Genomic DNA, 23308 nt, shown 5'->3' on the forward strand with positions numbered 1-23308 from the left:
AGAAACGTTATGCTTTCGGATCGGGACTACCCTGACTGCAAATTTTCTGCACTATAGTCTAACACCGTCCGTCAGCAACCCATTGGCGATCAGTTGGAAGCCGCGATCAAGGCGGCGATACGCGGTAGAGCGGTGCGCGCACGCCTGCTTGTGCCACCTTGAGAACGGCTGATTTCTCGTCTCGCACCAAAACCAGATCGACACGATAGCGCGCTCGTCGTCGTGACCACGCAGGTATCGCATCGGCCATTCTATCGCTTCGAGGATACGGCTGATCTCTTGCCCGCTGGGCGCGCCGTCGGATCTGCGGTCCGGCATCCGGGTTTTCTCTCTAAGTCCCTCGGCTTGCGCGTTCCGATCGAAGGACGAAATGTTCCTGAAAAGCCGCCAGTCGATCCAATGCGTGATCTTCTGCGATGGCCCGGTGCGGGCGACAAAGCGCTCGTGATTGCGCGCTGCCTCGATGAGGCGGCTCTCGACCTCCTGGGTGGTCCACCGCCGTTCGGAGGGCGCAAATGACGCCCCGGCAAGCAGCCTCGCGGCCGCGTGGTCAGAGTAACGACCATCGCCGTCACAGTCGGAGTCGGTCATTTGGGCGCTTTCACCCCGTCGAGGAGATTCAGAAGGACCGTCCGCTCGGCGATGAGCGCCTCCAGCGCCCTCGCCATCATCCAGTTAGGCTGCATCCCGAGACCGCCAGCCAGCTCATAGGCGTCGGTGAGGGCCTTTGAGCAGATCGCCAGACAGACTGATTTTTGCCCATGAGCTTTGGGCGCAAGCGCGATGCGATAATCCGAGAGCATTCGATAGACGTGTTGCTCGCTCATTCCCATTTCGTCAGCGATCTCGCGCGCTGAGCAGCCGAGGCCCGCGAGGTAGGCCATGCGCGCGATGCGGGCCTTCTGGTAGGGTGGCCGGTATGGGCGCCTGGCGCGCAAGGACCACAGCGGGGTTCGCCGTTGGTCCGAACCGGCGTCCTTGAAGATCTCGAGCTGGTCGCTCATTCAGGCCTCGATCCAGGAGCGCGGGAAGCGAATTGGCGCGGTGCGCAGCGTGAAGGCGACCTCTTGCGCGATGGGGCCGAGGGCGATGGAATCGGCATCAGGCTGGCGCACGGCCGCGGGCAGCGGCGCCAACTCGTTCTCAGCGCGCTTTGGCAGGCGCCTGCGCTCAACGGTGAAGGGGCGCGGGCGGCGGGTCATTGCGCCGCCTCGAGTTTGCCGCGCACCGCGATCCCGCACTCCTCGATGATCCAACGCGGAAATTGGCACCCATGCCGATCGGGAGGCGGGCATTGCGCGCGCCACTCGCCGGTCTCCTTCCAGCGCTCGAGCATCGCAACGATCTGGCTCTTCCGCCACTTCGAGCTCGTAGGCTTTCCGAGCGAGTCGACGAGCGCAATCTCCGGGTCAGCCTCGTTCTCCCGCGGCCGCTCAGGGTCTTCAGCCGGCGCCGCTGTCCGCGGAATTCGGCCCAGCCGGTCCTGCGCCGCACCGCGTATCCAGCCCTCGAATTTTCCCCACGCCCTGAACCGATACGTCGATCGACGCAGTCCGGTTCGGATCCCTTCGAGCACGTCGGCCGGGGTGATGAGATCGCCAATCATGGCCTCGATAACGTGGAAATCCTGTGCGCAAGCAACGGGTTCCTTCGCGACGAGCTTGATGCATTTCGCGTGCAATTCGCCTCCCGGCCGGCTCGGCGGGGCCCCAGATTGGGGAAGACTCCGAGCCTGTCGGATTAATTCTTCTCCCTCTCCCTCTCCCTGTCCCTGTCCCTTGGGATCGTTAAAGGACGGCTCAGGGACTCCTTCTTGCATTCCTTGTGGGATTGCTTCTTGGACTCCTTCCGGCAATCCCTTTGGGATCGCATCATGATCGCCCACATGATCCTTCCTGCGTCCCTTTGCGCCATTGCCGCGCGGAGGTTCATTTGATGTAGCGTCTCGATTCCCCCATCTCGCCTCGTTGCCGCGCTTCGATCGCTCACGCTGCATCTCCTTCTTTTTCCATGCCTCGTTGACCTTTTCGGCAACGGTCGCATGATAAAGGCGACCATCCGAACAAAGCACCCAGCCGCGCAGAGCGCCCACCTTAACCTTCTTCCACGTCTTCATGTCGCGGCCGAACTCAGCCAGCCTGCACAACTCCACGTCGTCATCCGGCAGGCTGCCCGCCGGAACCTGGTGAAAGCTCTTCAGCCACAGCGTCACCCCGGCGCGCCACTCTGAATCGCTCGCGGTCGCGTGAAATCCAGATCCGAAGAGACGCGCGATGTCGATCGGCATGAACGGAAAGTCGCGCAAGTTCGCCTCAGCCGGGACGAACGGATCGGGAAGGTTTTCCTGAGCCTTCATTTTCTCACAACCTCGCCGCGTTCGCCATGGTCGAGCAGGAGGGATCGACCCACAGGCGAGCCGTCCCCTCCAGCCCGGCGCGGTTTTTACCGATGATGAGCTCGGCGTCGTGCTTCAGGAGCTCGAAGGCGTCCTTCGCCTCTGGCTTCTCCTGTCGATAGTCCGAGGACTTTTGAATGTGATAGGCCTCGCGATGAATGAAAGCCACGACGTCGGCGTCAGCCTCGAGGTCGCCTGATTCTCTGAGATCGGCGAGGTTCGGCCGCTTGTCTTCTCGACTCTCGAGCGCGCGATTAAGCTGGGCAAGAAGGACTATGCAGAGGCCCTCGTCCTTGGCGAGCTCTTTGAGCGCAGCGGAAATTTCGCCGACCTCGTAGTGGCGCTGGCCCTTATAGCGATCGCTGGCCTTGATGAATTTCAGGTAATCGAGGAAGACGACGGCCAGGCGCACGCCCTGCTTTGCCATCGCCTTCTTTTCAGAGCGCACCTTTGCCGCGATTTCCACGATAGTTGCGCGCGACGCGAAGTCGATCGTCAGCGGCAGGTTGCGCATCCGGCGCGTAGCGTCCTCGAGGCGCCAGAGCTCCTCGTCGTTATACTGGCCCCTGAAGATGCGGTTGAACTCTAGCGGCCGGTCGTGGACATAGGAGAGGTCCGACAGGTAGCGCGCGATCAGTTGCTTCTCCGGAACCTCAAATGAGAACCCCAAGCAGCCAAAAGGCTCGCCTCCATCCCTGCCGGCGCGCGCTCCCGCCTGAGCGACCTTCAGAGACGAGGTTACTTGCCAGATCGTCTTTCCGACGCCAGGGCGAGCGCCGACGATCCAGAGCGCGCCAGCCTCATAGGGGGAGATGTCGTCGACATCCTTAAACCCGGTGGTGACGCCCTGGGAGGTGATCTCTCCGCGGCGGATCTTCTCTGCATGATCGAGCAGCGCATCCGCGCCGGCGCCGATCGTCTTGCGCGTTGAGGCGATCTCCGCGGCGACGATCTCGCCCGTCGCCTCGGCGAACTCGGCGACTATTCGAGCTGCAGCGGGTCCGGCCGGGGCCCGGGCGGCTTCCTGGGCGTCTCCCGCGATTCTTATGAGCTCCCGACGCCGCCAGGTCTCGACGATCATTTCCGCGTAGCCGCTGGCCCCGTGAATCGTCGTCGCCGAGACGGCGAGGCGCGCGAGATAAGCGGAGAGCTTCCCGGCGCGTTCGGGCATCTCCACCCCCGCCAACGCGGACCCGAGCGTTATGAGCGACACGGACTTCCCGGCGGCGTTCAACTCGAGCGCTGCGCCGTAGATGCGGGCGTGCAAGTCCTCGCTGAAGTGCCTTGGCTCGAGCAAGAGCCGCAATCCGTCAAGGCACTCCGGATAGACGATCACCGCGCCCAGCAGCGCCTGCTCAGCCTCCAGGCTGCAGGGAAGGGGGTCGGTGATTGGCGGGGCGTGAATCGTCATCTCCGTCCGTTCCCGTAGAGCCGTATGCGCTTCTCCTCGGCCAGGGCCATTGCCTTCGCCACACGGTCCCGAACCGTGCCCAGCTGGTCTGCCAGGAGGTCGCATTCCCGTGTCGGCGGGAGCATGCGGCGGCGCAGCGCGGCGATCGCCGCGTCGAGAGCAGCGAGCTGGGTCCGGTCGGAGTGCTGCATGTCTCTCATTTCGCAACCGCCCTTGTATGCCCCGGGCCAGCCCGGAAGGCGTGCGCGCCGCTCTTTAATGCCGCCAGGCGCCGCGCCTCATCGGCGGCCTTGTTTCGCTCCGTCCGTTCCTTCCGCGTCTCGTAAGCGACGCCATTGTGATGTGCGCAGTATTGGCGGTTCTCCGAGAGTGACTCGCGCGGGGCTCCGCAGAAGCGGAAACCCTGCTCCCGCGGATCTCCCAATGGGAATCGGCATGAGGTGAAGCGCAAGTCCATGAGGGTCACGCCGCGGCCGTCTGGTGCGGGAGTCGGCTCGATCTCGTGTGCCCGTTGCAAGACGGGTGGTGGCGCTGGAGGGATCGCGACCGCGACGATCTTCGCTTTCTTCGCCAGCGTCGCCACTTCCTTGTGCTGGATTTTGGCGGATCTCTGCGTGCCGCTCGTCTTCTCCAACCGGCGGTCTTGAATTCCAAGGCGGTGAATCTTCCCGATTACTGCATTGCACGTCAGGCCGCCGCCCAGCTCGGCCGCCACCTGGCTCGCGCTCCGGCCGTCGGTCCACAGCTTGCGCAAAAGCTCTGTTCGTTCCTTGGTCCAGCTCATTTGAGCGCCTCACGCACCACGGCGAGGATCTCGCGCGCCTCTTGCACATAGGCGCTCTCGCCTCCGGCTTCGCGCTGCTCGAGCTCGTTGGCTATGAACTCCTCCGCGCGGAGGAGGGCGTCGCGCATTTTGTCACCGCCCATGTCAGGACCTCCAGTAGAACTGCTCGCGAGCGCTCTCGGCGAGCTTGCGGTCGACGTTCGCGTTCCAGACCCGCACGACGTCGGTGCGGTTGAGATATTTCGCCGCTTCGTTGATGCGTGCGAGAGAGGCGTGGCCTTCCCGCCAAACCGCAGTGTTCTCCGCGAATTCGAACGCGAGATCATGCCGGGCGACCAGCACCTCGAATTCCGCCAGAGTGATCATGGTGTTGCTCATTCGGCCGCCTCCGCGTCGAACTTCCCGGTTTCGTTTCCCCAGGAGTCCCAGCCGGCGCGCGACTGCCTCGAGAAGAGCTCGACGCGGCGGGCCTCCGGCATGAGAGCCTCGGCCCAGGCGAACGCTTCATCAGGTTTGCGGGAATGCTCGCGCACAGGCCCCTCGATGATCGAGCGCACTCTCTTTGAGGTCTTTGGCTCGCCAACGGCGCCGATCAGGATGGGCTCGCCGGCGCAACGCAGGAGGTAGCCGGTACCAAACGCCAGCTTGCCGGTGCTGGTGCGCTTGACCCAATGCGCGGCGGTCTTGAAGGCGAAGCCCCACGCATCGAGGACCTCAAAGGCCTGCCGAAGCAGAGGGTTTGTCGCCCATAGGATGCAAACGGCGTCCGGGGACGCAAGGTGCCCAACAGGAAGCGCCTTAATGTCGTCCACCGACATGCAGCTATAGTGGGCCTTGGCATTTTTCCGCTCGCCTTTCTCCGACCAGTTGGAAAAGGCCCAAGGAGGGTCGACCATAAGTAGATCGTAGGAAAAGGGGCGCAAATTGCCGAATGGCCAGACGATCATTAGCGCCCACCTTTCTTGGGCCCATACTTCTGACGCACCTCCGCGGGGAGCTGGTAGCCCTGGCCCCAGACCGTCTCGGTTTGAATGCCGACCTGCGCCAGCTTTTTTCTCACCTTGCACAGAAAGACTGAGATAATTCTGATGTCCGGCGAAATGTCCGGGCGTGTCGAATAGAGCGCGGCCATCAAGGTCTCCTTGGCAGCGAATTCCCGTGTGAGCAGAACCCGCACGATTATCGTCTCGCTCGGCGACAGCCCCCATTCGAGCGGCACAATGCATTCCGAGCTGCAGAGGGCGTCCTTGAGGTAAGCGACGTGCTCCTGGAGCACCGCATTCTCCTCCTCGAGCGCCTTCACTCTCGCTTGGACGTCGATTGCGCGGCCGTTGCTCATGAGCGCGCCTCCGCAGCCTCGCCGAACATCACAAGCTCGTGCGGAGGGACGCGGCAGAAGTGCCGTACGGCGTAATCGAACAAGCACGCCGCTGAAGATTTCTCCCAATCATTCGTTCCATGCGGCAGATATCGCAGCGCAATCGCCCGCCGGAGCACCATGTTATTGGTCGCTTCCCGGTCCTCGCGGCGCTGCTGCGGCGTACGTGGGCCTTTGCCGCGCGCGGCGGCCGACGCTTTGCCGCAAAAATGAACTCGAGCCGTCGAGGCCGCGACCTTCTCGACGCGGACCCCGTAGCATCCGGCAAGCGCCTGCAGGGCCCCGTGGCAGTAGATTTGAGAGAGCGCCGAGTCGGCGGACGGATAGGCGGCTGGATTGTCCGTCGACTCGACCACGACGAGGTCTGGTTTATCAATCGCCCAGCGGTCGCGCAGGAAGCAACCCAGATTGCGAGCTTGCACTTCTGTTGGGTCTTTCGTCCCCCGCAGCGTCACGGCCTCGATGCGCGGCATCTGGCCCGCTATGCCGGACGCCACGCCCATCCTCTTGCCTGGATCAATCGACCACACCAGCATCTGCGCGCCCTTAATGAACCTTGTAATTTCCCTCGCCCTCGCCGCTCACGGCTTGGCGCCGCCTGGAAGGCTTCCGCGCAGTGGAATCGTCGAACTCGCGCTCTTCTTCGGTCAGGGGCTTGATGCCCTTCTCCAGCGCCTTCGTATTCGCCTCGGCGGCGGCTTCGTTCCGGTCTTGCTCCGGTTCTTCCTCGGAGGCGGCGCCGTCGAGGAGGTCGCCGACGTGCTCCTGGCCGAAGATCCCCGCCTCCCGGCACATGTCCACGTAGACCGGAAACTGTGAGATGAAGTCTTCCCGCTTCAATTCGTCCTGGCGTGACAACTTCAGCATCAGGCCGAAAAGCTGACGGTGCAGATGCCCGTTCTCGCAGGCGTCCTTGATGCGCTCGCCGAGCTCGCCGTTGATCGAGGCGACCCGGGTCTTTTTTTGATCCGCGTCCTTCAACAAAGCGACGAACTGCTTCGTGTTGACGATCCTCTTCGCTGATCCTTCGCTCACGTCGATGTCTCCTTTTCAGCCATAAGGTCGAGCACATGTCCGATGACGCCGACGGCGGCGCCGTCCGTGGTGCGCGTCACAGCCTCACGGATGACGTGGGCGGGTGCGCCGTATTGAAGCGCGATGCTTAGGCAGACTGCGGCATCCTTGGCGTCGTCGTTTAACGGCGTCGCCCCTTTGGCCTGGCAATCGATGAAGATCTCGGCGAGGTCGCCGTCTTCGAAGCGGCCAACGCCGATCGTGTACGGCGCGCCGCGGAATTCCGTGCTCACCAGCTCGTGCGAGCGGCGATTATGGAGGCGACGGCGAACGCTCATAGGCCCACCACCCACGGCGCGATCAGGCGCGCAGCCTTAACTCTCCGCAGGGCGGCTTTCATCAACCAGTGCCCGATATGCGTCCTGAGGCGGAAGGCAAAGGGCAGCTTCGATTCGGCGGAGTCGGTCTTCGAGGGATTGGGCGTCGATCGCTTCGACATGGTTCTTCCCGCCATATTTTACCGCCAGTTCGCGCAGCCGCGCCAGTTCGTCGGCGTCAACCCGCATTCGTTTTTCTGCGTACCAAGCGTCTTTGACGCGCGACCATCGCCAGAACGGAATGCGCCGGGCCGCCCGTTCGAGCTGACGCATGACCGTGTCGCCGGGCTCCGAGCCGGCGATGGCCCTTACGCACTCCTGAGCCTGCAACAACGCGCTCACAATTTTCGTCTCCGATAACTTTTCGGACATTTCCGAAAAACTCCGTGTCACATTGCTGGACACGGAGAGGGCATGCAGAAACGCTACGCGCTACACCTCAACCAAGGGCCCGATTGCCTGTGACAACGCGGGCCCGCCAAGGCTGCTCCCGAAAGGGCAGGGGCCGGAGCCCCTGCGCTTGAAGGAGGAAACGCCCAAGGAGGGCTACGGAGCGGGAAAGTCTTCGACCACTTTCTCGCTACGTCGTCCGCACGGGAGTAAGCCGCGCGAAAGCTTCGACCGTCAGTGCGGTCTCCAGAAGACCGCGAGGGCGGCGCCGGCGGCGAGCAGATACATTGCCGCGGCGTAGGCCATCAGAAGCGCGAGGGTCTTTGGATCTGAGCGAGGCGCCTCGTTCATGGGCCGCCGCCCAGGATTGAGACGGCGGCGACGATGGCGTAGGGCGCCAGCGCCAGGAACAGCACCGCGAACCACAAATGCAGGGGCGGCTGGTTTCATGCCTGGGTCTCACCTCGCATGTTCATGGATCGAACCGCTCCGCTCTTCAGCGTGGGCCATGTCTCCGCGAGCATCTCCAGCGCCGACGCGGAAACGCTCATGACCTCCTGGCGCCCGTCGATTTCCACGAAGAGATCGTAGCGATCGCTCTGATCGATCTTCGTCACCGACACGATCTGGGCCAGGGCGGGGGGCGAGGGTCATTCCGCCGCCTCGGGGGTGAAAGAGGGTGCAGGCTGGGGCAAAGAGAGGAAGTCGTTTGGCGTCACTGCGCCGTCGGTGGCTTTCATTATCTTTCCGAGTAGGTCGAGACCTGGATCGCGCTGACGCTTGATAACTCGCCAAATCGTCGATGGCGGAACACCGACCTTCGCCGCAAAGGCGGAAACACTTACCGAGTGCCGACCTAAATATTCTGAGAGCGTCATGGAGGTTAGACTTGCCATATGGCAATTTATTGGTCAAGCAAATTTGCCATATGGCTCTGGACGTTCTTTGCCAGCTGGCCAAAGTGGGCGAATGAGCGGCCAGGACCTTCGTCGGATCAGGAAAAGCACCCCGGGCATGACCCTCGAAAGGCTCGCCGAGGCGATGGGTGTCTCGGTTTCTCAGCTTTCGCGCATCGAAAGGGGACTTCGGCGCCCCCGTGTCGATGAGATCTCGCGAGCGGCGGAAGTGCTCAACGTCAGCGTGAAAGATCTCTATCCCGAATTTGGAGCGATCGAAGATAACGAGAAAATATCGAAAATCTCAAAGACGACCGGGGCTAAGGTAGAGGTTTCGCTAGTCGAGGCGAGATCGATATCCAGGGTACATGTTCGCGGAGAAACAGCCGCCGGGCGCTGGTTCGAGCATGACGATTTGCTGGACGAGGCAATTTCCGAGGATGTGCCGACAATTCCCGGTCGATATGCTGCGCTTGAGCAATTCGCTTACAGAGTAGTAGGGCCGTCAATGGATAAAAAAAGGATATTTTCAGGTAATTTCGTTATTTGTGTTCCTTACTTCGACGCACGCGCCGAGCTCCGAGATGGGGATATAGGGATAATCGAGCGTAGGCGAGGCCATCTGATCGAGCGAACTTGCAAAGAAATCAAGGTCACGGACGGGGCCATAGAGCTATGGCCGCGATCTACCGACCCGCGTTTTCAAAAGCCAATCGTCATCCCTGATAGAAGAGAGCCCCACGCCAGCGATGGTACCGAGATAGAAATTGTAGCCCTAGTTATCGGCGTTTATACACCGATTTGATTCCTGATTGAACACGGGTTGTGAACCGCTTCTGACCCTTTGCTGCCATTCCCCCGTCGTTGACGGATGACCGCTTGCAGCAGGATTCGACGTTCCGATCTTCGCTGGCGTCGCACTTCGAAATGAGCAAACTTGGCCAGAAAGAGGTCCGGTGGCGCCGAATGCAAGCCTAGGCGCGTTTCCTGTTCTGCTTTGCAAATGGCGGGGAAACCGTCCGTTCGCGCCGCGAGGGCTTCCCGTAGATCGGTCCGGCAATCCCGTTCCGCCTACGGCACTCTTCCGCTACAAGGGCTGATGTTCACCGTCCACCCCGACGAAATCCAAGACTTCACCGGCGACCAGCTCGTCGAGTTGTTGCGCCGGCTGCTCTTTGCCGAAGCCCGCAAAGCCGGCGTTCCGCTGCGCGGTGTCGACGTGCCTCTCCAGATCACGGTCGCCGACGGCGGCCAGGATGGAACCGTCTTTTGGAAGGGTGGCGAGTCCTCGACCGATTACTTCCCCAGTCGCGACATCGTCTTCCAGTGCAAGGCAAAGGATTACGGTAACGCCCAATGGGAGAAGGAGGTCTGGACCAAGGGAACTCAAACAAAAGGAATCAAGAAGAAGGCGCTCAACGACGCGGTCAAAGGTGTGCTTGATCGCGGCGGAACTTATATCGGCATCACCGCCAAGCCGCTAGTCGGCGCCAAGCCTGCTGATCGCGTCGCCGCCATCCTAAGGGGCATAACGACTGCCGGCGGCGACCCGACCAAGCTCGCTGGGGTCCACATCTATGAAGGCAACAAGCTTGCAGCTTGGGCAAGCGCCCATCCGGCTGTCTCCGTCTGGATAAAGGAGATGCACGCCGCAATCGACCTCGCTGGCTTCTCGACCCTCGAGCAGTGGGCCAAACGCGTCGATATCGCGGTGCCGGCATTCGTCGATAGCCCCGACCGTAAATTTTCGCTAGGTCCCTATGACGCTGATGCGATCGATTTCTCTCAGCTCGCCGCGCGTCTAGCCGATGAGCTGGACGAGCCCGGCTCATCCGCCCGTATCTGGGGGGCGTCGGGCATCGGAAAGACTCGTGCTCTCTATCATGCCCTCAGTTCCAGCTCGGGCCTACTCGGTGGGCTGACCACCTCCAGCTTCATTTTCTGCGATTATCGGGAGGTCAAATCGAGGCTTTGGGACGTCGCAAATCAGATCGTGAAAGAAGGATGCTGCGCGATCCTCGTGGTCGACGGATGTCCGCTCCCTGAAGCCCGTCGGCTCAACGCGCTTGCCCTCACCGAAGATAGCCAGCTCCGCGTCATCACGATCGGTCCCGACGGCATACACCATGACGACCATTGCGTGATGATCCGCCTTACCAAGGCCGACCGAGCGACCATCAGAGGCATCCTCAAGGCGGGCCTGCCGAAGGCGAAGGCGGGCGAACTCGATTATATCGCCGACCTTTGCGATGGTTTCCCTCGAATCGCCGTGCTTGCGAGTGAGGGTCACGAAAAAAGGGGCATTCTAAAGTCTGTCGACGACGTCGCTCAGCAGATCCTCCACGCGGTCGGCGCCGAGCGTGAGACCGTGCGCTCACTTGAGTGCCTGTCACTGTTCGAAAAGCTGTCGCCCGACGAAAATCCAAAAGAGTTCAACGACATTGCCGAGACGCTCGTCCATATGAAGGGCGAGCTTATGTACGAGAATCTCGTCATTGCCGCCGGTCAGCATCTGGTCGATCGCAACTACGGCGCGATGAATACTCAGCCCCGGCCGATCGCGGACTTTCTCGCGCTGCGGCGGCTCGACTATATACGTCCTTCCACCCTCATCAACTTTCTCGGCCGCGCCTTGCCTCAGCATCGGGATGCGATGCTCTCGCGATGGCGGTTCCTCGCCCGGTCGCGGACGCTGAGCGAAGTCGTCTACGCCCTCCTGCGTGGGCCATTCGCAGGAGCCGGAATCCTCGATCCGGTTGCCGCGCCTTATCTCGTGGCCTTCGCTCGGGTCGAACCCGACCAGATGGCGACCGCTCTTTTCTTCGTCATCGGCCGTATATCGCTCGACGAACTGGCCACGATCCCGTTGACCCATGAAATGGTCGAGACCCTGCGGCTGCTCGCAGGCCGCCAAGAAAGCTTCAGGCCGGCTGCGCAGATGATCCTGCGCCTTGCGGCCGTCGCGAGCACCGAGCGCGAGCACCCGATCGTCAAGCTTTTGCGGTCGCTTTTCCAGGTCGCGTTTGCTGGAACGCAGGCCGACGATCGCCGTCGCCGCGAGGCGCTCGCGCAAGCGTTCGAGGAGGACGAGCCCCGGATCAGGCGGGCCGGGGTCGAGGCGCTGGGCGCGATGATCCAGACTTATATCGCGCGCTCCGGCGAGTTCGAGCAGGTGGGTACTGAACCTTATCGCCCCGAATGGGTACCGGCCGACAACGGCACAATCCATGCTTATTTCAGCTGGGCGCTCGACCGGCTGCACGAAGTCTGGCGCAAGGATCCTGAGCTTCGTCCCGCCATCGAGGACCATCTTGCCGGTGACCTCCGCAATCTGCTGATGCCCGAGCTTCTCCCGACCATCGATGCCTTCGTCAGGGAAGTCGTCGGGGCCTCGGGCCACTATTTCGGCGCGACGAAGAGTATCGGCGACTGGCTCTATTTCGATCGGACTGAAAAACCGACCAAGTTCTTGCGAGCGGTTCGCTCCCTTTATGACGCGACACTCCCTACGGACCCGGTCGACAAGGCGCTGCTCTACAGCCGCTTTTGGCCGTCGGACATTCACGATCCCGACAGGCGCTATGGGCAAGATCAGGACAATCCGGACTTCGAATATTCGGCCCGGCACGCGCAGTCTCTGGCACCCGGCATCGCGCGCAATCCGGACCAGCTTGCACGCGCCATCCGCACTATGGCGAGCCAAGAGATGAACGCCCCTCAGGCCTTTGCCCACGCTCTGGCTGTTGAGTTGCCCGATCCGCTCGCTGCTTTCAAACTGGCCGTCGAGGCGCTAGATGCGAGTGGCACCTGTGCCGGCGTGAATTTCGTCAGCTCGCTCCTCTATGCACTCGACCGCAGGCTTGCCGATCGAGCCGACGACCTCAACACGCTCGTCGCGATCGCAAGGAAATCCGAAATACTTTCGGCGAACTTGATGTACATCGTGACGTCGCTCCGGGTCACGGACGAGCGGCTAGACGACTTCACAAAGGACATCCGCGACGGGAACGTCACACCCCGGCAGGCCGTCGTCATTTCCTATGGAAGGGGGCTCAACGATGTGTCACCGGCCGCGCTCGGGAGATTAATCACCACGCTAATCGAGCGCGGAGAAGAGGGTGGTCCCTGGGCTGCACTCGAAATCCTCTCGATGGTTACGCTGGATCGCAACGCGCTCACCCCGGAGCTCATCGACCTTGTAAAGCTCGCCATTCTCTCGACGTCGATCGCTGACGACGCTGAGGGTAACGCGCCCAATGCTGATTTCAACTACGACCGTATGCTCCGGCTTCTCGACGCATCCGGTACCGTCGATGGCGACTTCGTTCGGAATTTTGCCCTACGGATTGAACAGGCCTGTCGCACGACGGGCGGGCGACATGGCCGTCCTTCGGAAGCCCTGCGTGTCGCGCTCGCGATTGTCGTTAAGCGCGCGCCGGAAGAAGTCTGGCAGGTGCTCGCTGGCTTCTATGAAATTGCGACGCGCGTCGAGCGCGAGCGCCTTAATTCGATCACCTCGGCGACCAAGCTCTTCGCCTACGACGTCTCGCGCACGGGCCCCGGCGCGTTGTTTGAAACGCCGCTCAAGCTCATGCTCGAATGGGTCGCCGTCGAGCCGGATGCCCGGATCGGGTTCCTGCTGAGCTTCTTTCCGATCCTTGAGCAAGACGGGGAGACCTGGGTTTGGCATTCGGCGCTGGAGCGCCTTGCCAAATTGTACGGCGGCTCCAAAAGGTTCCGGGAGGCTCTGCGCCTGCGCATCTATCCCAGCTCCTGGGGTGGCTCCCTCAACTCGCATCTCACGAGATTCAAAGCGCCGTTGGCGGCATGGGTTCACGACCGCGTTCTGGGCGATTGGGCGAGTAGCATGCTCGATGCCATCACCCGATCGCTCGAGGATAAAATACACCGTCGCTAGTGCGCGTGCTGCCCGGAAGTCCAATGGTAGACGGCAGATTCTGGCAGGAGCGGTCGTTCACCACCTAAATCGAGGAATGGCTTAAAATGGCGCGCTTGAGACATATGCCGCCTTGAAGCATGACGTCGCGGGAAGCGCGACGCCATTTCGTGTCATTGAAGCTCGACTTGCCCAAAGATATTAAGAGCGTCGTCTACTTCGATTCCGAGATATCTCACTGTGCTTTCCAGCGTTGTATGACCAGCAGGAAGTTGGACTGCTCGAAGGTTTCCCGGTTTTCTTGTAGATCAGGGCTGCTTTCGTCCGTTGCAGCGAGCGAGTGCCGTAAGTGGAACGGATTGTAGTGCGATGATCAATTCGGCTTGGACTGACGAACCGTTAATTGGCCGCAGGCCAACGTCGGTGGCGCAAAGCAGCCGCACGCAGAGGGCTGCCCCTGACCCAAAGCCGACTTTTGAAAGTGCGGCGATACACAGCTGCTTGCGCCACAGATTGCGCTGGCATAGCATTCCGGGCCCGATACTGAAACGAGGTGCTCCTTTGCGCAACATGACTTCGCCCTGCGAGCCGCAGGAGGCCATGATGCCTGAGAATGAGTGGGGTCCGTTCCTTCCTGTGACGACGGACGACGTCGAAGTCTTCAACGACATCCTGTCCGACGAACTCGACTCGCGGTTCACATCAAGCATTTGTTGCTGCGATTTTTGCTATGATCGATTTAAGGCCCTGTGGCCAAATGTCACCTTCCGTGACATGGAGTTCCAAAGCAATTCAATGGAATCACGCTGGGCTGTCGAAGCCTCACGCTTGCCCAACATCTACAGCGCGGCGGAAATTTCAACCCTCAAACACTTGGTGCGCTGCCCACGATGCCTAGCATACGGCGCGCCGAATATCTGGCTTTACGAGCATCGTTTTAGCGATGTCGATACCATCGAAGAGGACATCGATGCGCTCCTCCAAATCGCTCACGAGACGCCTTTCCTCCTTCTCACTCACCCGTTTGCTGTCGCGGTGCTTGAGGAGATCCGCCGTCAAGCAACGTTGGTAAAGGCTACAACCATCCGCGCTCCACTTTACCGGGCACGGTTTGCGGCGGATGTTGTCAGCTGCAAGCAAAATCCCGACGATCTTGCGACCTTCGGTCCCGCGCCTGCCCGCGTTGTCGGTGAAGGCCGTTTCAACCATGCCGGCGTGCCAATGATCTACATGGCCGATTCGGCGGAAACCGCCGCCGCTGAGATGGGGGAGCCTGGAAAGCTTTGTCACATCGCGGAGTTGCAGCTATTGAAGGCGATAAAGGTGCTGGATCTGAATGCCATCGATGCTCGCAATCCCGGATTCGATATCTTGGGGGCGGCCGCAGCTTCTGCTCTGTTGGCCGCGCCCAGGACCGACGAAGGCTGGGTCAAGCGGCAGTATGTATTCTCGCGGTTTGTCGCCGACTGCGCTCGCTCCGCCGGGTTCGACGCAATTTGCTATGGGTCGATCAAATCGCCTGATGCGGCGAACTACGTTTTTCTGTACCCGCCCGTAGATTTCGCCGACGTGGCCATTCTGCAAAGGCGACAGGATCTAGTCTGCCCTGAGCCAGCAAACCGCTTTTGAGCTTGTGGAGAGTTTCCGCTGCATCCGGCAGGGGGGTCGCCGCACGTCTGTTTTTGAAGCAAAGCAATCGAAAACCAAGGGCTACGTGCCGCCAGCAGCGTCCTGGTGCGCCAGCGAACTGATGACAATTGTGAATACGGACGTATGACAATCGTGAATACGGACGAGAAATTCGGAACGGCGAGACGAAACACGCGCTCTGCGACGCCGGCCAGAACACCAATCGCGCGGACCCTTCTAGCGCGGTATCTGGGGACGCCATGACTGATGACGTCGACATATCGCTGAGCGAAGAAGCGGATTAGGTGCTGGAGATGCTCGGGGATCGCCTGCAGCAAAGAAACTGACTTTTCGTCGCTGATCGAAAAGCTGAGGCCTACAATCGTAGTTGTCGTAGGGATCGCCGGATCGCTCGCCGACGATTTGGAGTCCGGCGACGTTTTCACCTCCGATAGAGGCAATGAATATATCGCCAACTCGACCGTCATGGGAGAGGACCGCCGGACTTTCTCGACGTTAAGCAATCACTTCCAGACCTCCGGGCGGCTCCTGAAACGCTTTCAGAACTTCGCGAACATTCACAAGCCACAGTATCGGATCTGGCCATTCGGGCTAAAGTTGCCAAATAGCAAATTTAACTTGCAAAGTGATTTGCCATATGGCAATTCTATTTCATCGCTGCGGCGGCGATGGAGGGCAGCATGGCAGGGCGGTCAGAAGAAGATTCCCCACGGCTGCCGCAAAAGGCAAAGATCGAACGACGCAGGGTCATGACCGACGCCTGGACCCGCTGGCGCTACGCCAAGCGCCGCAGCTGGCATCGCTGTGCTGAAGACCGCTGGACGTGGGCGCGCTGCTTGAAGCTCGCCTGGGCCGCGGCGCGCCAGCGCCGTGACGAGATCGCCGCATACCACCGAAAGCCCCGGACCGGTTGGGCGTCCGACGTGCCATTTCCCATCGCTGCTTAATCAAACACCGCCTGCGCAAGGTCATGCGTCGCAGGTGATAGGCGGCGGGCGTTCCCCGACCAACGCGCCCGCCGCCAACTTTAATCCCGGGAGATCAGAGATGCGCAATCGCGAAGGCGTTTTATCCGCAATGGCTGACGCCATCCCCGACTTCATCGACCTCAATGACCGCGCCGCCGTGGCGCTGGCCCTCATTCACAGGGGCTACCGCGGCGCGGACATCGGCGACGACCTGCCTGTCATAATCGACATCAAGCGGGCAATGCTGGCGACCTCCGATAAGCCACGCAATCCTATCGTCGCGGTAGCGGCAACGGTCGCGCAGTTTTGAAGTGACCGCGATGCTTGCCCTTCCGCTCGCCGCTCTTTCCTACATCGCGGTTCAGCGCGCGAGAGCCTCCTACGGTCAGGGGTTTGCAAGAACCGCCGCCATCTTCCTGGTCGCCGCGTGGGTCTTCTTCATAGGCGCGGTGAGCGCTTTCGTCTTTGGTTTCAAAGTTTCGAAGCTCTGAAGGTAGAAAAGGGAAAGCAAATGTCGATTTTAGAGAGGCTGTTGGCGCTGCTCCCGCCCTCACCCATAGATTCAGAGCTGCTCGAGGCTCTCGGCTTCTTCGCCGACGCGAACAAGGATCTGCGCAACGTCATCAACCAGCAGGCAACCTCGCTTGACCAGACGCGTCAGGCGCTTCGCGGGGCAAAGACCTGTGCAAACAAGTTCGCGTGTCTCGCGCTTCTCGGCTTCGGCCTGATCGCCATCGAGGCTCAGGCGCTCACCCTCTATTTTCTGCAAGGGTGATTTAAATGGCCCACCCCGAGACCCATGCTGAGCGCATCACGCGCATTGAGAATGAAGCCGAAGTCGCAGATCTGCTGTTGCCGGGGGTCTTTCCCTCGATCGCGTCCACGCTGACGAAACTCTCTCTAGTCTATGACGACTTGGAAGCAGCTAAGCGCGCGCTGGCGCACGAAGTCGCCGGTAGCCCGATCCACCGGCTGGAACGCGCTGTGAAGCTAATTGCGATGCCGCAGCCACTCATTGCTCGCATGATCGAGGAGGAGGGCGATGACTACGTCAAGCAGCTCCTCGACGACGTCACGCGCCAGGTAGCAGATATCGCGAAGGCGATGGATATCGTTCCGAAGGAGACCGCGTGATGAGTAGGTCCAAGGGGAAGGTCGAAACTCTCCCACTGACGTCGATCGGCGGCGCCGTAAGCAAACCTTCTCCTAGCTGGCCAGTCCCTTCTGGCATCGAGACTTTCGACGCCACCGACCGGGCGAAATGGCTCCAGATGCGCGAGCGAGATGTCACAGCGTCCGCGGTCGGCTGTCTCCTCGGGGTCCATGATTACGTGACCGCCTTCGAGTATTGGGCCCTCAAGTCCGGCAAGATTTCCGAGGATCCCGAGGAGACCCCGGCCATGAAGCGCGGGCGCCTCCTCGAGGACGATGCGCTCCAACTGGCGCAGGAGCACCGCCCCGGGTGGAAGATCGAGCAGCCGGGCCTCTATTTCCGCGATCCTACCGCGCGCATCGGTGGAACGCCTGACGCGTTCGCCTTCTGCCCCGAGCGGGGGAGGGGAATTCTCCAGGTCAAAACAGCGGAGGCGAACATCTTCCGCAAGAAGTGGCTGGACCAGGAGACGCGCGAGGTAATGCTGCCGCTCTGGATCGCCTGCCAGGCCATCCTCGAGGCGCACCTGACTGGGGCCGAGTGGGCGGCGGTAGCCGTCATGGTGGTAGGGAACGGTCTCGATCTGCATATCATCGACGTTCCCCTGAATAAGAAGCTCGTCGCCCGCATCTATGCAGCTGCGGAGGGTTTCTGGCGCCGAGTCGAGCACGACGATCCGCCGGCGCCGGACTACGGCCGCGACTCGCGCGCGATCGCCGCCCTCTATGCAGACGACAACGGCGCCGAGATCGATCTCTCCGGGGATGACCGCGCTCTCGAGATCCTCGCCCAGCGCACGCGCCTGAAGGAAATCGAGTCCACCGGCTCGGCGGCCGAGAAGGAGCGCAAGGCCCTCGACGCGGAAATCATCAACCTGCTCGGCAACGCCGCCCGCGGGGTTATGGCGGATGGCCAGGTCATCGAAGCCAAGACTGTCCGCCGCAAGGCTTTTTCCGTCGAGGCCACCTCGTTTCGCAGTATGAGGATCAAGGACTATGCAAGTGGAAGCGCAAGCAGCCGTCGCAGCGGGGATCGGCCACAATCAGGGCCCACCGTCGAGCATTTCCGAACGTCTTTCTGAGCAGAACAAGGACCTCGTCGGGAAGGTCGAGGCTCTCGCCCTCCGCGCGAACGCTGGCCCCCGAGAGATCAAATCAGAAAAGGACCTCGACGCCTGCGGCGTACTCGTCAAGGACGCCTCTGCGCTCATGCGCCAGGCGGAGGATGCCCGTAAGCGGGAGAAGCAACCGTTCCTGGATGCAGGGCGCGACGTGGACGCCTTCTTCAGGGGGCCCATCAGCCGAGTGGAGCGCATCTATACCGCCTTCAGCGCGGTCGCTACGGATTACCAGCGGAAAGTGGCCGCAGAGGCGCGCCGGAAGGCCGAGGAGGAGGCGCGGAAAGCGCGCGAGGAGGAAGCTGTCCGCCTGGCGGCCGTGCAGAAGGCGGAGGCCGAGAACCGGGCCAGGCACGCCGAGAACCACGCCGCCAAAGCGGAAGCCGCGGCTGAACGCGCGCACGCCGCCGAAGAGGTGGCGAAGGCCAGCGCCGCCGATTTGACCCGCCAGCGTACGGACTCGGGCATCCTGGCGACGGCGAAAACGGAGTGGTCGTTCGAGATTACTGACTACGCGGCCATCGATTTGAACGCGTTGCGCATGTGCTTCAAGCGAGAGGACATCGAGAAGGCGATCAGGCTCGTCGTCAAGAACGGCGTCCGGGAGCTCAAGGGCGTGCGGATCTTCGAGGATGTGAAAGCGGCGTTTCGGTGAGACGCGTTAACCGGATCCAGCCGAGGCGAAACCAAGAAGCGAGCAACTGCAAATGAGCAACACGGAAGTCGTCGAACAGAAAACCCGCGCACCGGCCCCCGCAATTGCGCCGCCGCGCCTTCCATATCACCCGGCGATCGAAGAAAGGTTCGGGGTCAACATCACGGAGTGGCGTGCGCTTGTCGACGCGGTGTTCCCGCTCGCGAAAGACCCCTCGAGCGTGATTCTCGCCCTCTCTTATTGCAAGGCGAGGAAGCTCGATCCTTTCAAGCGACCTGTTCATATCGTGCCCATGTGGAATGCGCAGCTGAAGCGCATGGTGGAGACCGTGTGGCCGGGCATTGGCGAGCTCCGCACGACGGCGTTCCGCACTGGGCAATACGCAGGTCGTGACGAAGCCAAATACGGACCGACAAAGACCGAGAAAATCGGCAGCGCCGTTGTGACCTATCCTGAATGGTGCCAAGTCACCGTCTATCGCCTCCTGAACGGGGAGCGGATGCCGTTCCCGGGCCCGCGCGTCTGGTGGCTCGAAACCTACGCGACGGCCGGGAAAGACGATCCGTCTCCCAATTCCATGTGGCGTCGACGGTCTTTCGGGCAGATCGACAAATGCGCCGAGGCGGCGGCGCTGCGCGCGGCTTTCCCCGAGGAGGTCGGAAACGAATACTCGGCGGAGGAAATGGAAGGGAAGGTCCTCGAGGGCGCCGTGTCGCCGACCGGGGAAGTGACGATCGCAAAGACGAAAGCCCTTGATGAGCGCCTCGACCAGCTCGCCGACGGCGCGGCGATCGACCACGACCCCGACACGGGCGAGGTTATCGAAGAAGAGAACACCGGAACGGAGACGGCGGGCCCCGATCCCGCCGCCTCCCAGGCCGCAGCGGATGGTCAGTCGACGTCCGAGGCGACCGGCGAAGCTGCGGCGGGCGAAGAGGCAAGAGGTGAGCCCAGGTCCGCCGCAGCTGAGCCCCATCTCTTCGGGGGCAGGTCGCTCGCTTACCGCTTCGGATATGAGGCAGCTGGGCAGGGCGTCCCGCGGGAGCGGCCGCCGGGCGATCTCGGCCCCGACGAGGCCGAGGAGTGGCAGAGCGGCTGGGATGCGGCGAAGGGTGCTGTGTCCGCGCAGGGTAGAGGCAAGAAGAAATAGCGCGTTAAAGCATTGAAGTGAGGGCGAGCGACGATGCTCGCCCGGCGGAAACCCGCAGAGACCGGTAGATGGCCAACCGTCCCGCACCATTCAAGCAAGTCGATTTGACCCGCACGTTGCGAGCCATGATCGCGGCCGGCCTGCCCGTCGCCGGCGTGCGAGTTGACGCGAGCGGCTTCACCGTCTTGACTAAAGGTCCTCCAATTTCAGGTAGGCCAGCGCCCGGCGAGGCGCTCGATGCGTCGGAAGTGTTTGCGCAGAGGTTGGGGCGTATTGGCCATGGTCAGGATCAGGATTCGATATTACCGCGTGAAGAGAGGCAGGGGATTCTGGGATCCCTCCCCGGAGATGCGGGAACTCGGGATCAAGACTCAACCATGCGGTCCGGATGGCCCGGAGGCGTGGGCAAAGGCCGAGGCGCTTAGCCGGGAATGGGACGCAAAACGTAAGCTGCTGAAAAACACGGTCGCGCCAAAGCCGGCCCTGCGCGGCTCTCTGGATGAAGCGTTCCGCCGCTATCGTGCCACTGCAGAATGGTCGTTGAAGGCGGAACGCACCCGCGAGGAATGGGAGCGAGCCTGGAATCGCATCAGACCGTTCTTCGGGGACGTTGCGCCATCGACCGTTCGACTCGAGCACATCTCCGATTTTAGGTTGAAAATAGAGCGGGAGGTATCAACCCGCGAAGCGCACCGCACTATCAAGATTTGGCGTGCGCTGTGGCGTGTCGCGGCCGCGCAAGGTTATTACCAGCGCGATTCCGACCCTTCTCTTGGGATCCGCAATCGAGAGCCCAAACGCCGAGAAGAGCTTTGGGCTTATCCCGACGCGGTCGCCCTGGTAAAGGGGGCTTGGCGGGCTGGATATCGTGGCCTCGCGGCCCTGATCGCGGTCGCTTGGGACTCCTCCCTTTCCCCTGTGGACGCTCGCACCCTTACTCCGGCGCAGCGCCGCAAGGATGTCCATGGGGATTGGTTCGACGTAGCGAGAGCGAAAACCGGCAGGTCAGCGGTTGCCACACTATCGCGGACTGCCACCAGAGTTCTTGACGCCTATCTCGATCGATTGGGGGCTGACCCGGGGCCAACGTCACCTATGTTTCGCAATCGCAGCGGGGCTCCTTATAGCAAGGATACTCTAGGAGATGATTTCCGCCGGGTGCGCGCGGCCGTGTTCGGTCAGGGCGAGCGCCGAACGCTAGCGGATTTTCGACGCTCGGGCGCCGTCGAGGCGCTCCGGGGCGGTGCCCAAGCGGAGGGCGTCGGGACGAAGCTAGCAAATGATTTTGCGCGATCCGCTTTCCTCCAGAAAACTTACGCGCCGGTTGATCTCCAGACGGTCCGAAAGGTGGACGAGGCGAGGAAAAAGGGCAGGCGGGAATAGGCATCCCTGACGATTATCAAGCAAGAGTCGTTGCGCCGGCCAAAATTCGGGTCGCCAGGGTGTCAAAAAAAAGGCTATTAGACCTCCGCGGCACGGTTAGAGCCTTCATCGATGACCACGAATTCAGGAAATGCCAGCGGCCTGCGCGTGCTATTGAGATACGGTGCCGCGATTGTTGCTGTCGCGTTGGCCGCACTCGTCAGGTACTGGCTGGACGGTCTTCTAGCGTCTCGCCCATTCATCCCGTTTTTCCTGATAGTTCTTATTGTCGCCGTTTTCGCGGGCCGGGGGCCCGGCGTGGTCGCGACGATCTCGTCGGCATTGACAGTGGCGATCTTCGTCGCGGAACCTACTCGTTCGCTTTACATTCAAGCGCGTGACGATCAAATCCGCTTGGCTATTTTTGTCTCACTCGGTCTTATCGTGAGCCTCGCTGCGGAATCGATCCGTCGCCGCCGTGACGCTAACGCGCGCGCCGCATCGGATCAATTGCGCGACGACGCCATGGAGGAATTGCGGCGGTCCGAGAAGCGTTACCGGAGATTATTTGAGACAAGTCGAGACGGGATCGCCCTGGTAAACATGGAAGGTCAGTTTCTTGAGGTAAACATGGCCTTTCAGGACATGGTAGGCTATTCGCTAGGTGAATTGCAAACGATGTCTTATCACCAGCTCACCCCCGCTCGATGGCAACAAATGGAAGCGGCGATAGTCGCGGACCGCATTCTACGTCTCGGCGACTCGGGTGAATATGAAAAGGAGTATGTCCGAAAAGACGGCTCAGTCATCCCTATCAGCATTAGAGCGTGGCCGGTACGCGGTGCAATGGGCGAAGTGGTTGGAATGCGGGCCTTCGTTCGCGATATCTCCGACCGAAAGCGCGCCGAACACATTTTGAAGGAGGAAGGGCGGCGAAAAGACGAATTTATCGCAACGCTGGCTCACGAGCTGCGGAACCCCTTGGCGGCTATACGCAACGCCACGCACGTTCTACGCCACGAAGCCGCTTTGGGAGGAGCCGCAAAGCGTGAATCCAGGGCATTCCCAATCATTGACAGGCAGTTGAATCACTTGATTCGATTAGTCGCTGACCTTTTAGATATTTCTAGAATCAGCAACGGGAAGTTCGAGATCAAGAAAGCGCGCGTTGATCTCGTGGAAGCGTTGAGGCACTCCGTGGAGACAGTGCGGTCGACCATCGAGCGCGCAGGGCATGACTTCGATATACATGTGCCTGAAGGACCTCTTGTGCTTGAGGGCGACCCGGTCCGCCTTGAACAGGTATTTATCAATCTCCTCAATAACGCGGCCAGCTATACGGAACCTGGCGGCCGCATCTGGCTCACAGTGGAGCAGCGCCAAGGTGTTGCGATCGTATCCGTGAGAGATACCGGGGTTGGAATACCCGAGGGAATGCTGTGGCAAATCTTCGAACCGTTTTCCCAGGCTGAGAACAGACTCAAGGACGCTCACGAAGGGCTTGGGATCGGTCTCACGCTAGTCAAGACCTTGGTCGAATTGCATGGTGGCGCTGTAGAGGCACAGAGTGAGGGGGTCGGCCTTGGGAGCGCCTTCGTAGTTACTCTGCCAATCTGCGAGAATTCAGATAACGCCGACAAGACGGCTTAGCTAACGCATTTGTGCTATCTGCCATTGCAGAAATCTATTGTTTCTTTTTTACTTTCGGTCG

At 61.2% G+C, this 23308-nt stretch carries 29 protein-coding genes; 13 read left to right on the forward strand and 16 right to left on the reverse strand.

The window, feature by feature from the left end; all coding sequences use genetic code 11:
* Positions 1–51 precede the first annotated feature (51 nt).
* From ACETII_RS12930 to ACETII_RS13005, 16 genes are all read right to left on the reverse strand, one after another.
* Positions 52–591 (reverse strand): hypothetical protein, encoded by a 540-nt coding sequence (locus ACETII_RS12930; protein WP_472785759.1) that lies wholly within the window; start codon positions 589–591, stop codon positions 52–54.
* On the reverse strand, positions 588–1004 hold the full coding sequence (locus tag ACETII_RS12935; protein WP_472785760.1) for a hypothetical protein: 417 nt from the start codon (positions 1002–1004) through the stop codon (positions 588–590). The genes ACETII_RS12930 and ACETII_RS12935 overlap by 4 nt, the downstream gene beginning before the upstream one ends.
* On the reverse strand, positions 1005–1202 hold the full coding sequence (locus ACETII_RS12940; protein WP_472785761.1) for a hypothetical protein: 198 nt from the start codon (positions 1200–1202) through the stop codon (positions 1005–1007).
* Positions 1199–2356: a DUF1376 domain-containing protein gene (locus ACETII_RS12945; RefSeq protein ID WP_472785762.1), complete on the reverse strand. Its 1158-nt coding sequence runs from the start codon at positions 2354–2356 to the stop codon at positions 1199–1201. Before ACETII_RS12945 ends, ACETII_RS12940 begins: the two co-directional genes overlap by 4 nt.
* A gap of 4 nt (positions 2357–2360) precedes the next feature.
* Positions 2361–3806, reverse strand: coding sequence for a replicative DNA helicase (locus ACETII_RS12950; protein ID WP_472785763.1), 1446 nt, complete (start codon positions 3804–3806; stop codon positions 2361–2363).
* Positions 3803–3997: a hypothetical protein gene (locus ACETII_RS12955; RefSeq protein WP_472785764.1), complete on the reverse strand. Its 195-nt coding sequence runs from the start codon at positions 3995–3997 to the stop codon at positions 3803–3805. Before ACETII_RS12955 ends, ACETII_RS12950 begins: the two co-directional genes overlap by 4 nt.
* A 5-nt stretch (positions 3998–4002) precedes the next feature.
* Positions 4003–4590 carry a GcrA family cell cycle regulator gene (locus ACETII_RS12960; protein WP_472785765.1) on the reverse strand — a complete coding sequence of 196 codons (588 nt, stop codon included), beginning with the start codon at positions 4588–4590 and terminating at the stop codon, positions 4003–4005.
* Complete coding sequence (locus ACETII_RS12965; RefSeq protein WP_472785766.1) at positions 4587–4733, reverse strand: hypothetical protein; 147 nt, start codon at positions 4731–4733, stop codon at positions 4587–4589. The genes ACETII_RS12960 and ACETII_RS12965 overlap by 4 nt, the downstream gene beginning before the upstream one ends.
* A 1-nt stretch (position 4734) precedes the next feature.
* The gene (locus ACETII_RS12970) at positions 4735–4968 is read right to left on the reverse strand and encodes a hypothetical protein (protein ID WP_472785767.1); all 234 of its coding nucleotides are present in this window, start codon (positions 4966–4968) and stop codon (positions 4735–4737) included.
* Entirely contained in the window at positions 4965–5537 is a 573-nt protein-coding gene (locus ACETII_RS12975) for an MT-A70 family methyltransferase (protein ID WP_472785768.1), read from the reverse strand. Before ACETII_RS12975 ends, ACETII_RS12970 begins: the two co-directional genes overlap by 4 nt.
* Positions 5537–5929: a winged helix-turn-helix domain-containing protein gene (locus tag ACETII_RS12980; RefSeq protein ID WP_472785769.1), complete on the reverse strand. Its 393-nt coding sequence runs from the start codon at positions 5927–5929 to the stop codon at positions 5537–5539. Before ACETII_RS12980 ends, ACETII_RS12975 begins: the two co-directional genes overlap by 1 nt.
* Positions 5926–6504, reverse strand: coding sequence for a hypothetical protein (locus tag ACETII_RS12985; RefSeq protein ID WP_472785770.1), 579 nt, complete (start codon positions 6502–6504; stop codon positions 5926–5928). The genes ACETII_RS12980 and ACETII_RS12985 overlap by 4 nt, the downstream gene beginning before the upstream one ends.
* A gap of 10 nt (positions 6505–6514) precedes the next feature.
* Complete coding sequence (locus ACETII_RS12990) at positions 6515–7003, reverse strand: hypothetical protein (RefSeq protein ID WP_472785771.1); 489 nt, start codon at positions 7001–7003, stop codon at positions 6515–6517.
* Positions 7000–7320, reverse strand: coding sequence for a hypothetical protein (locus tag ACETII_RS12995; RefSeq protein ID WP_472785772.1), 321 nt, complete (start codon positions 7318–7320; stop codon positions 7000–7002). The genes ACETII_RS12990 and ACETII_RS12995 overlap by 4 nt, the downstream gene beginning before the upstream one ends.
* Before the next feature lie 36 nt (positions 7321–7356).
* On the reverse strand, positions 7357–7764 hold the full coding sequence (locus tag ACETII_RS13000) for a hypothetical protein (RefSeq protein WP_472785773.1): 408 nt from the start codon (positions 7762–7764) through the stop codon (positions 7357–7359).
* A gap of 431 nt (positions 7765–8195) precedes the next feature.
* Positions 8196–8366 (reverse strand): hypothetical protein, encoded by a 171-nt coding sequence (locus ACETII_RS13005; protein ID WP_472785774.1) that lies wholly within the window; start codon positions 8364–8366, stop codon positions 8196–8198.
* A gap of 352 nt (positions 8367–8718) precedes the next feature.
* Here ACETII_RS13005 and ACETII_RS13010 point away from each other — a divergent pair, with 352 nt between their 5' ends.
* The 13 genes from ACETII_RS13010 to ACETII_RS13070 all read left to right on the forward strand — a co-directional run bounded on the left by ACETII_RS13010 (position 8719) and on the right by ACETII_RS13070 (position 23247).
* Entirely contained in the window at positions 8719–9450 is a 732-nt protein-coding gene (locus tag ACETII_RS13010; RefSeq protein WP_472785775.1) for a helix-turn-helix domain-containing protein, read from the forward strand.
* Positions 9451–9744: 294 nt separating this feature from the next.
* Entirely contained in the window at positions 9745–13563 is a 3819-nt protein-coding gene (locus ACETII_RS13015; protein WP_472785776.1) for a hypothetical protein, read from the forward strand.
* 549 nt (positions 13564–14112) lie between these two features.
* A complete protein-coding gene (locus tag ACETII_RS13020) occupies positions 14113–15171 on the forward strand; it encodes an RES family NAD+ phosphorylase (protein ID WP_472788166.1) in 1059 nt (352 codons plus the stop codon).
* A gap of 770 nt (positions 15172–15941) precedes the next feature.
* Entirely contained in the window at positions 15942–16139 is a 198-nt protein-coding gene (locus ACETII_RS13025; RefSeq protein WP_472785777.1) for a hypothetical protein, read from the forward strand.
* Positions 16140–16239: 100 nt separating this feature from the next.
* Positions 16240–16470, forward strand: a complete 231-nt coding sequence (locus ACETII_RS13030) for a hypothetical protein (protein ID WP_472785778.1) — start codon at positions 16240–16242, stop codon at positions 16468–16470.
* Position 16471: 1 nt separating this feature from the next.
* Entirely contained in the window at positions 16472–16651 is a 180-nt protein-coding gene (locus ACETII_RS13035) for a hypothetical protein (protein WP_472785779.1), read from the forward strand.
* A 41-nt stretch (positions 16652–16692) separates the two neighbouring features.
* Positions 16693–16935 (forward strand): hypothetical protein, encoded by a 243-nt coding sequence (locus ACETII_RS13040; protein ID WP_472785780.1) that lies wholly within the window; start codon positions 16693–16695, stop codon positions 16933–16935.
* Between the two features lie 5 nt (positions 16936–16940).
* A complete protein-coding gene (locus tag ACETII_RS13045; protein WP_472785781.1) occupies positions 16941–17294 on the forward strand; it encodes a hypothetical protein in 354 nt (117 codons plus the stop codon).
* Positions 17295–17431: 137 nt separating this feature from the next.
* Positions 17432–18394 carry a YqaJ viral recombinase family nuclease gene (locus ACETII_RS13050; protein ID WP_472788167.1) on the forward strand — a complete coding sequence of 321 codons (963 nt, stop codon included), beginning with the start codon at positions 17432–17434 and terminating at the stop codon, positions 18392–18394.
* 127 nt (positions 18395–18521) lie between these two features.
* Entirely contained in the window at positions 18522–19085 is a 564-nt protein-coding gene (locus tag ACETII_RS13055; protein WP_472785782.1) for a hypothetical protein, read from the forward strand.
* Positions 19086–19137: 52 nt separating this feature from the next.
* On the forward strand, positions 19138–20235 hold the full coding sequence (gene bet / locus ACETII_RS13060; RefSeq protein ID WP_472785783.1) for a phage recombination protein Bet: 1098 nt from the start codon (positions 19138–19140) through the stop codon (positions 20233–20235).
* 279 nt (positions 20236–20514) lie between these two features.
* Positions 20515–21618: a tyrosine-type recombinase/integrase gene (locus ACETII_RS13065; protein ID WP_472785784.1), complete on the forward strand. Its 1104-nt coding sequence runs from the start codon at positions 20515–20517 to the stop codon at positions 21616–21618.
* Positions 21619–21729: 111 nt separating this feature from the next.
* Positions 21730–23247: a sensor histidine kinase gene (locus ACETII_RS13070; protein ID WP_472785785.1), complete on the forward strand. Its 1518-nt coding sequence runs from the start codon at positions 21730–21732 to the stop codon at positions 23245–23247.
* Positions 23248–23308 lie beyond the last annotated feature (61 nt).

Source organism: Methylocystis sp. NC52PC (assembly GCF_055698645.1).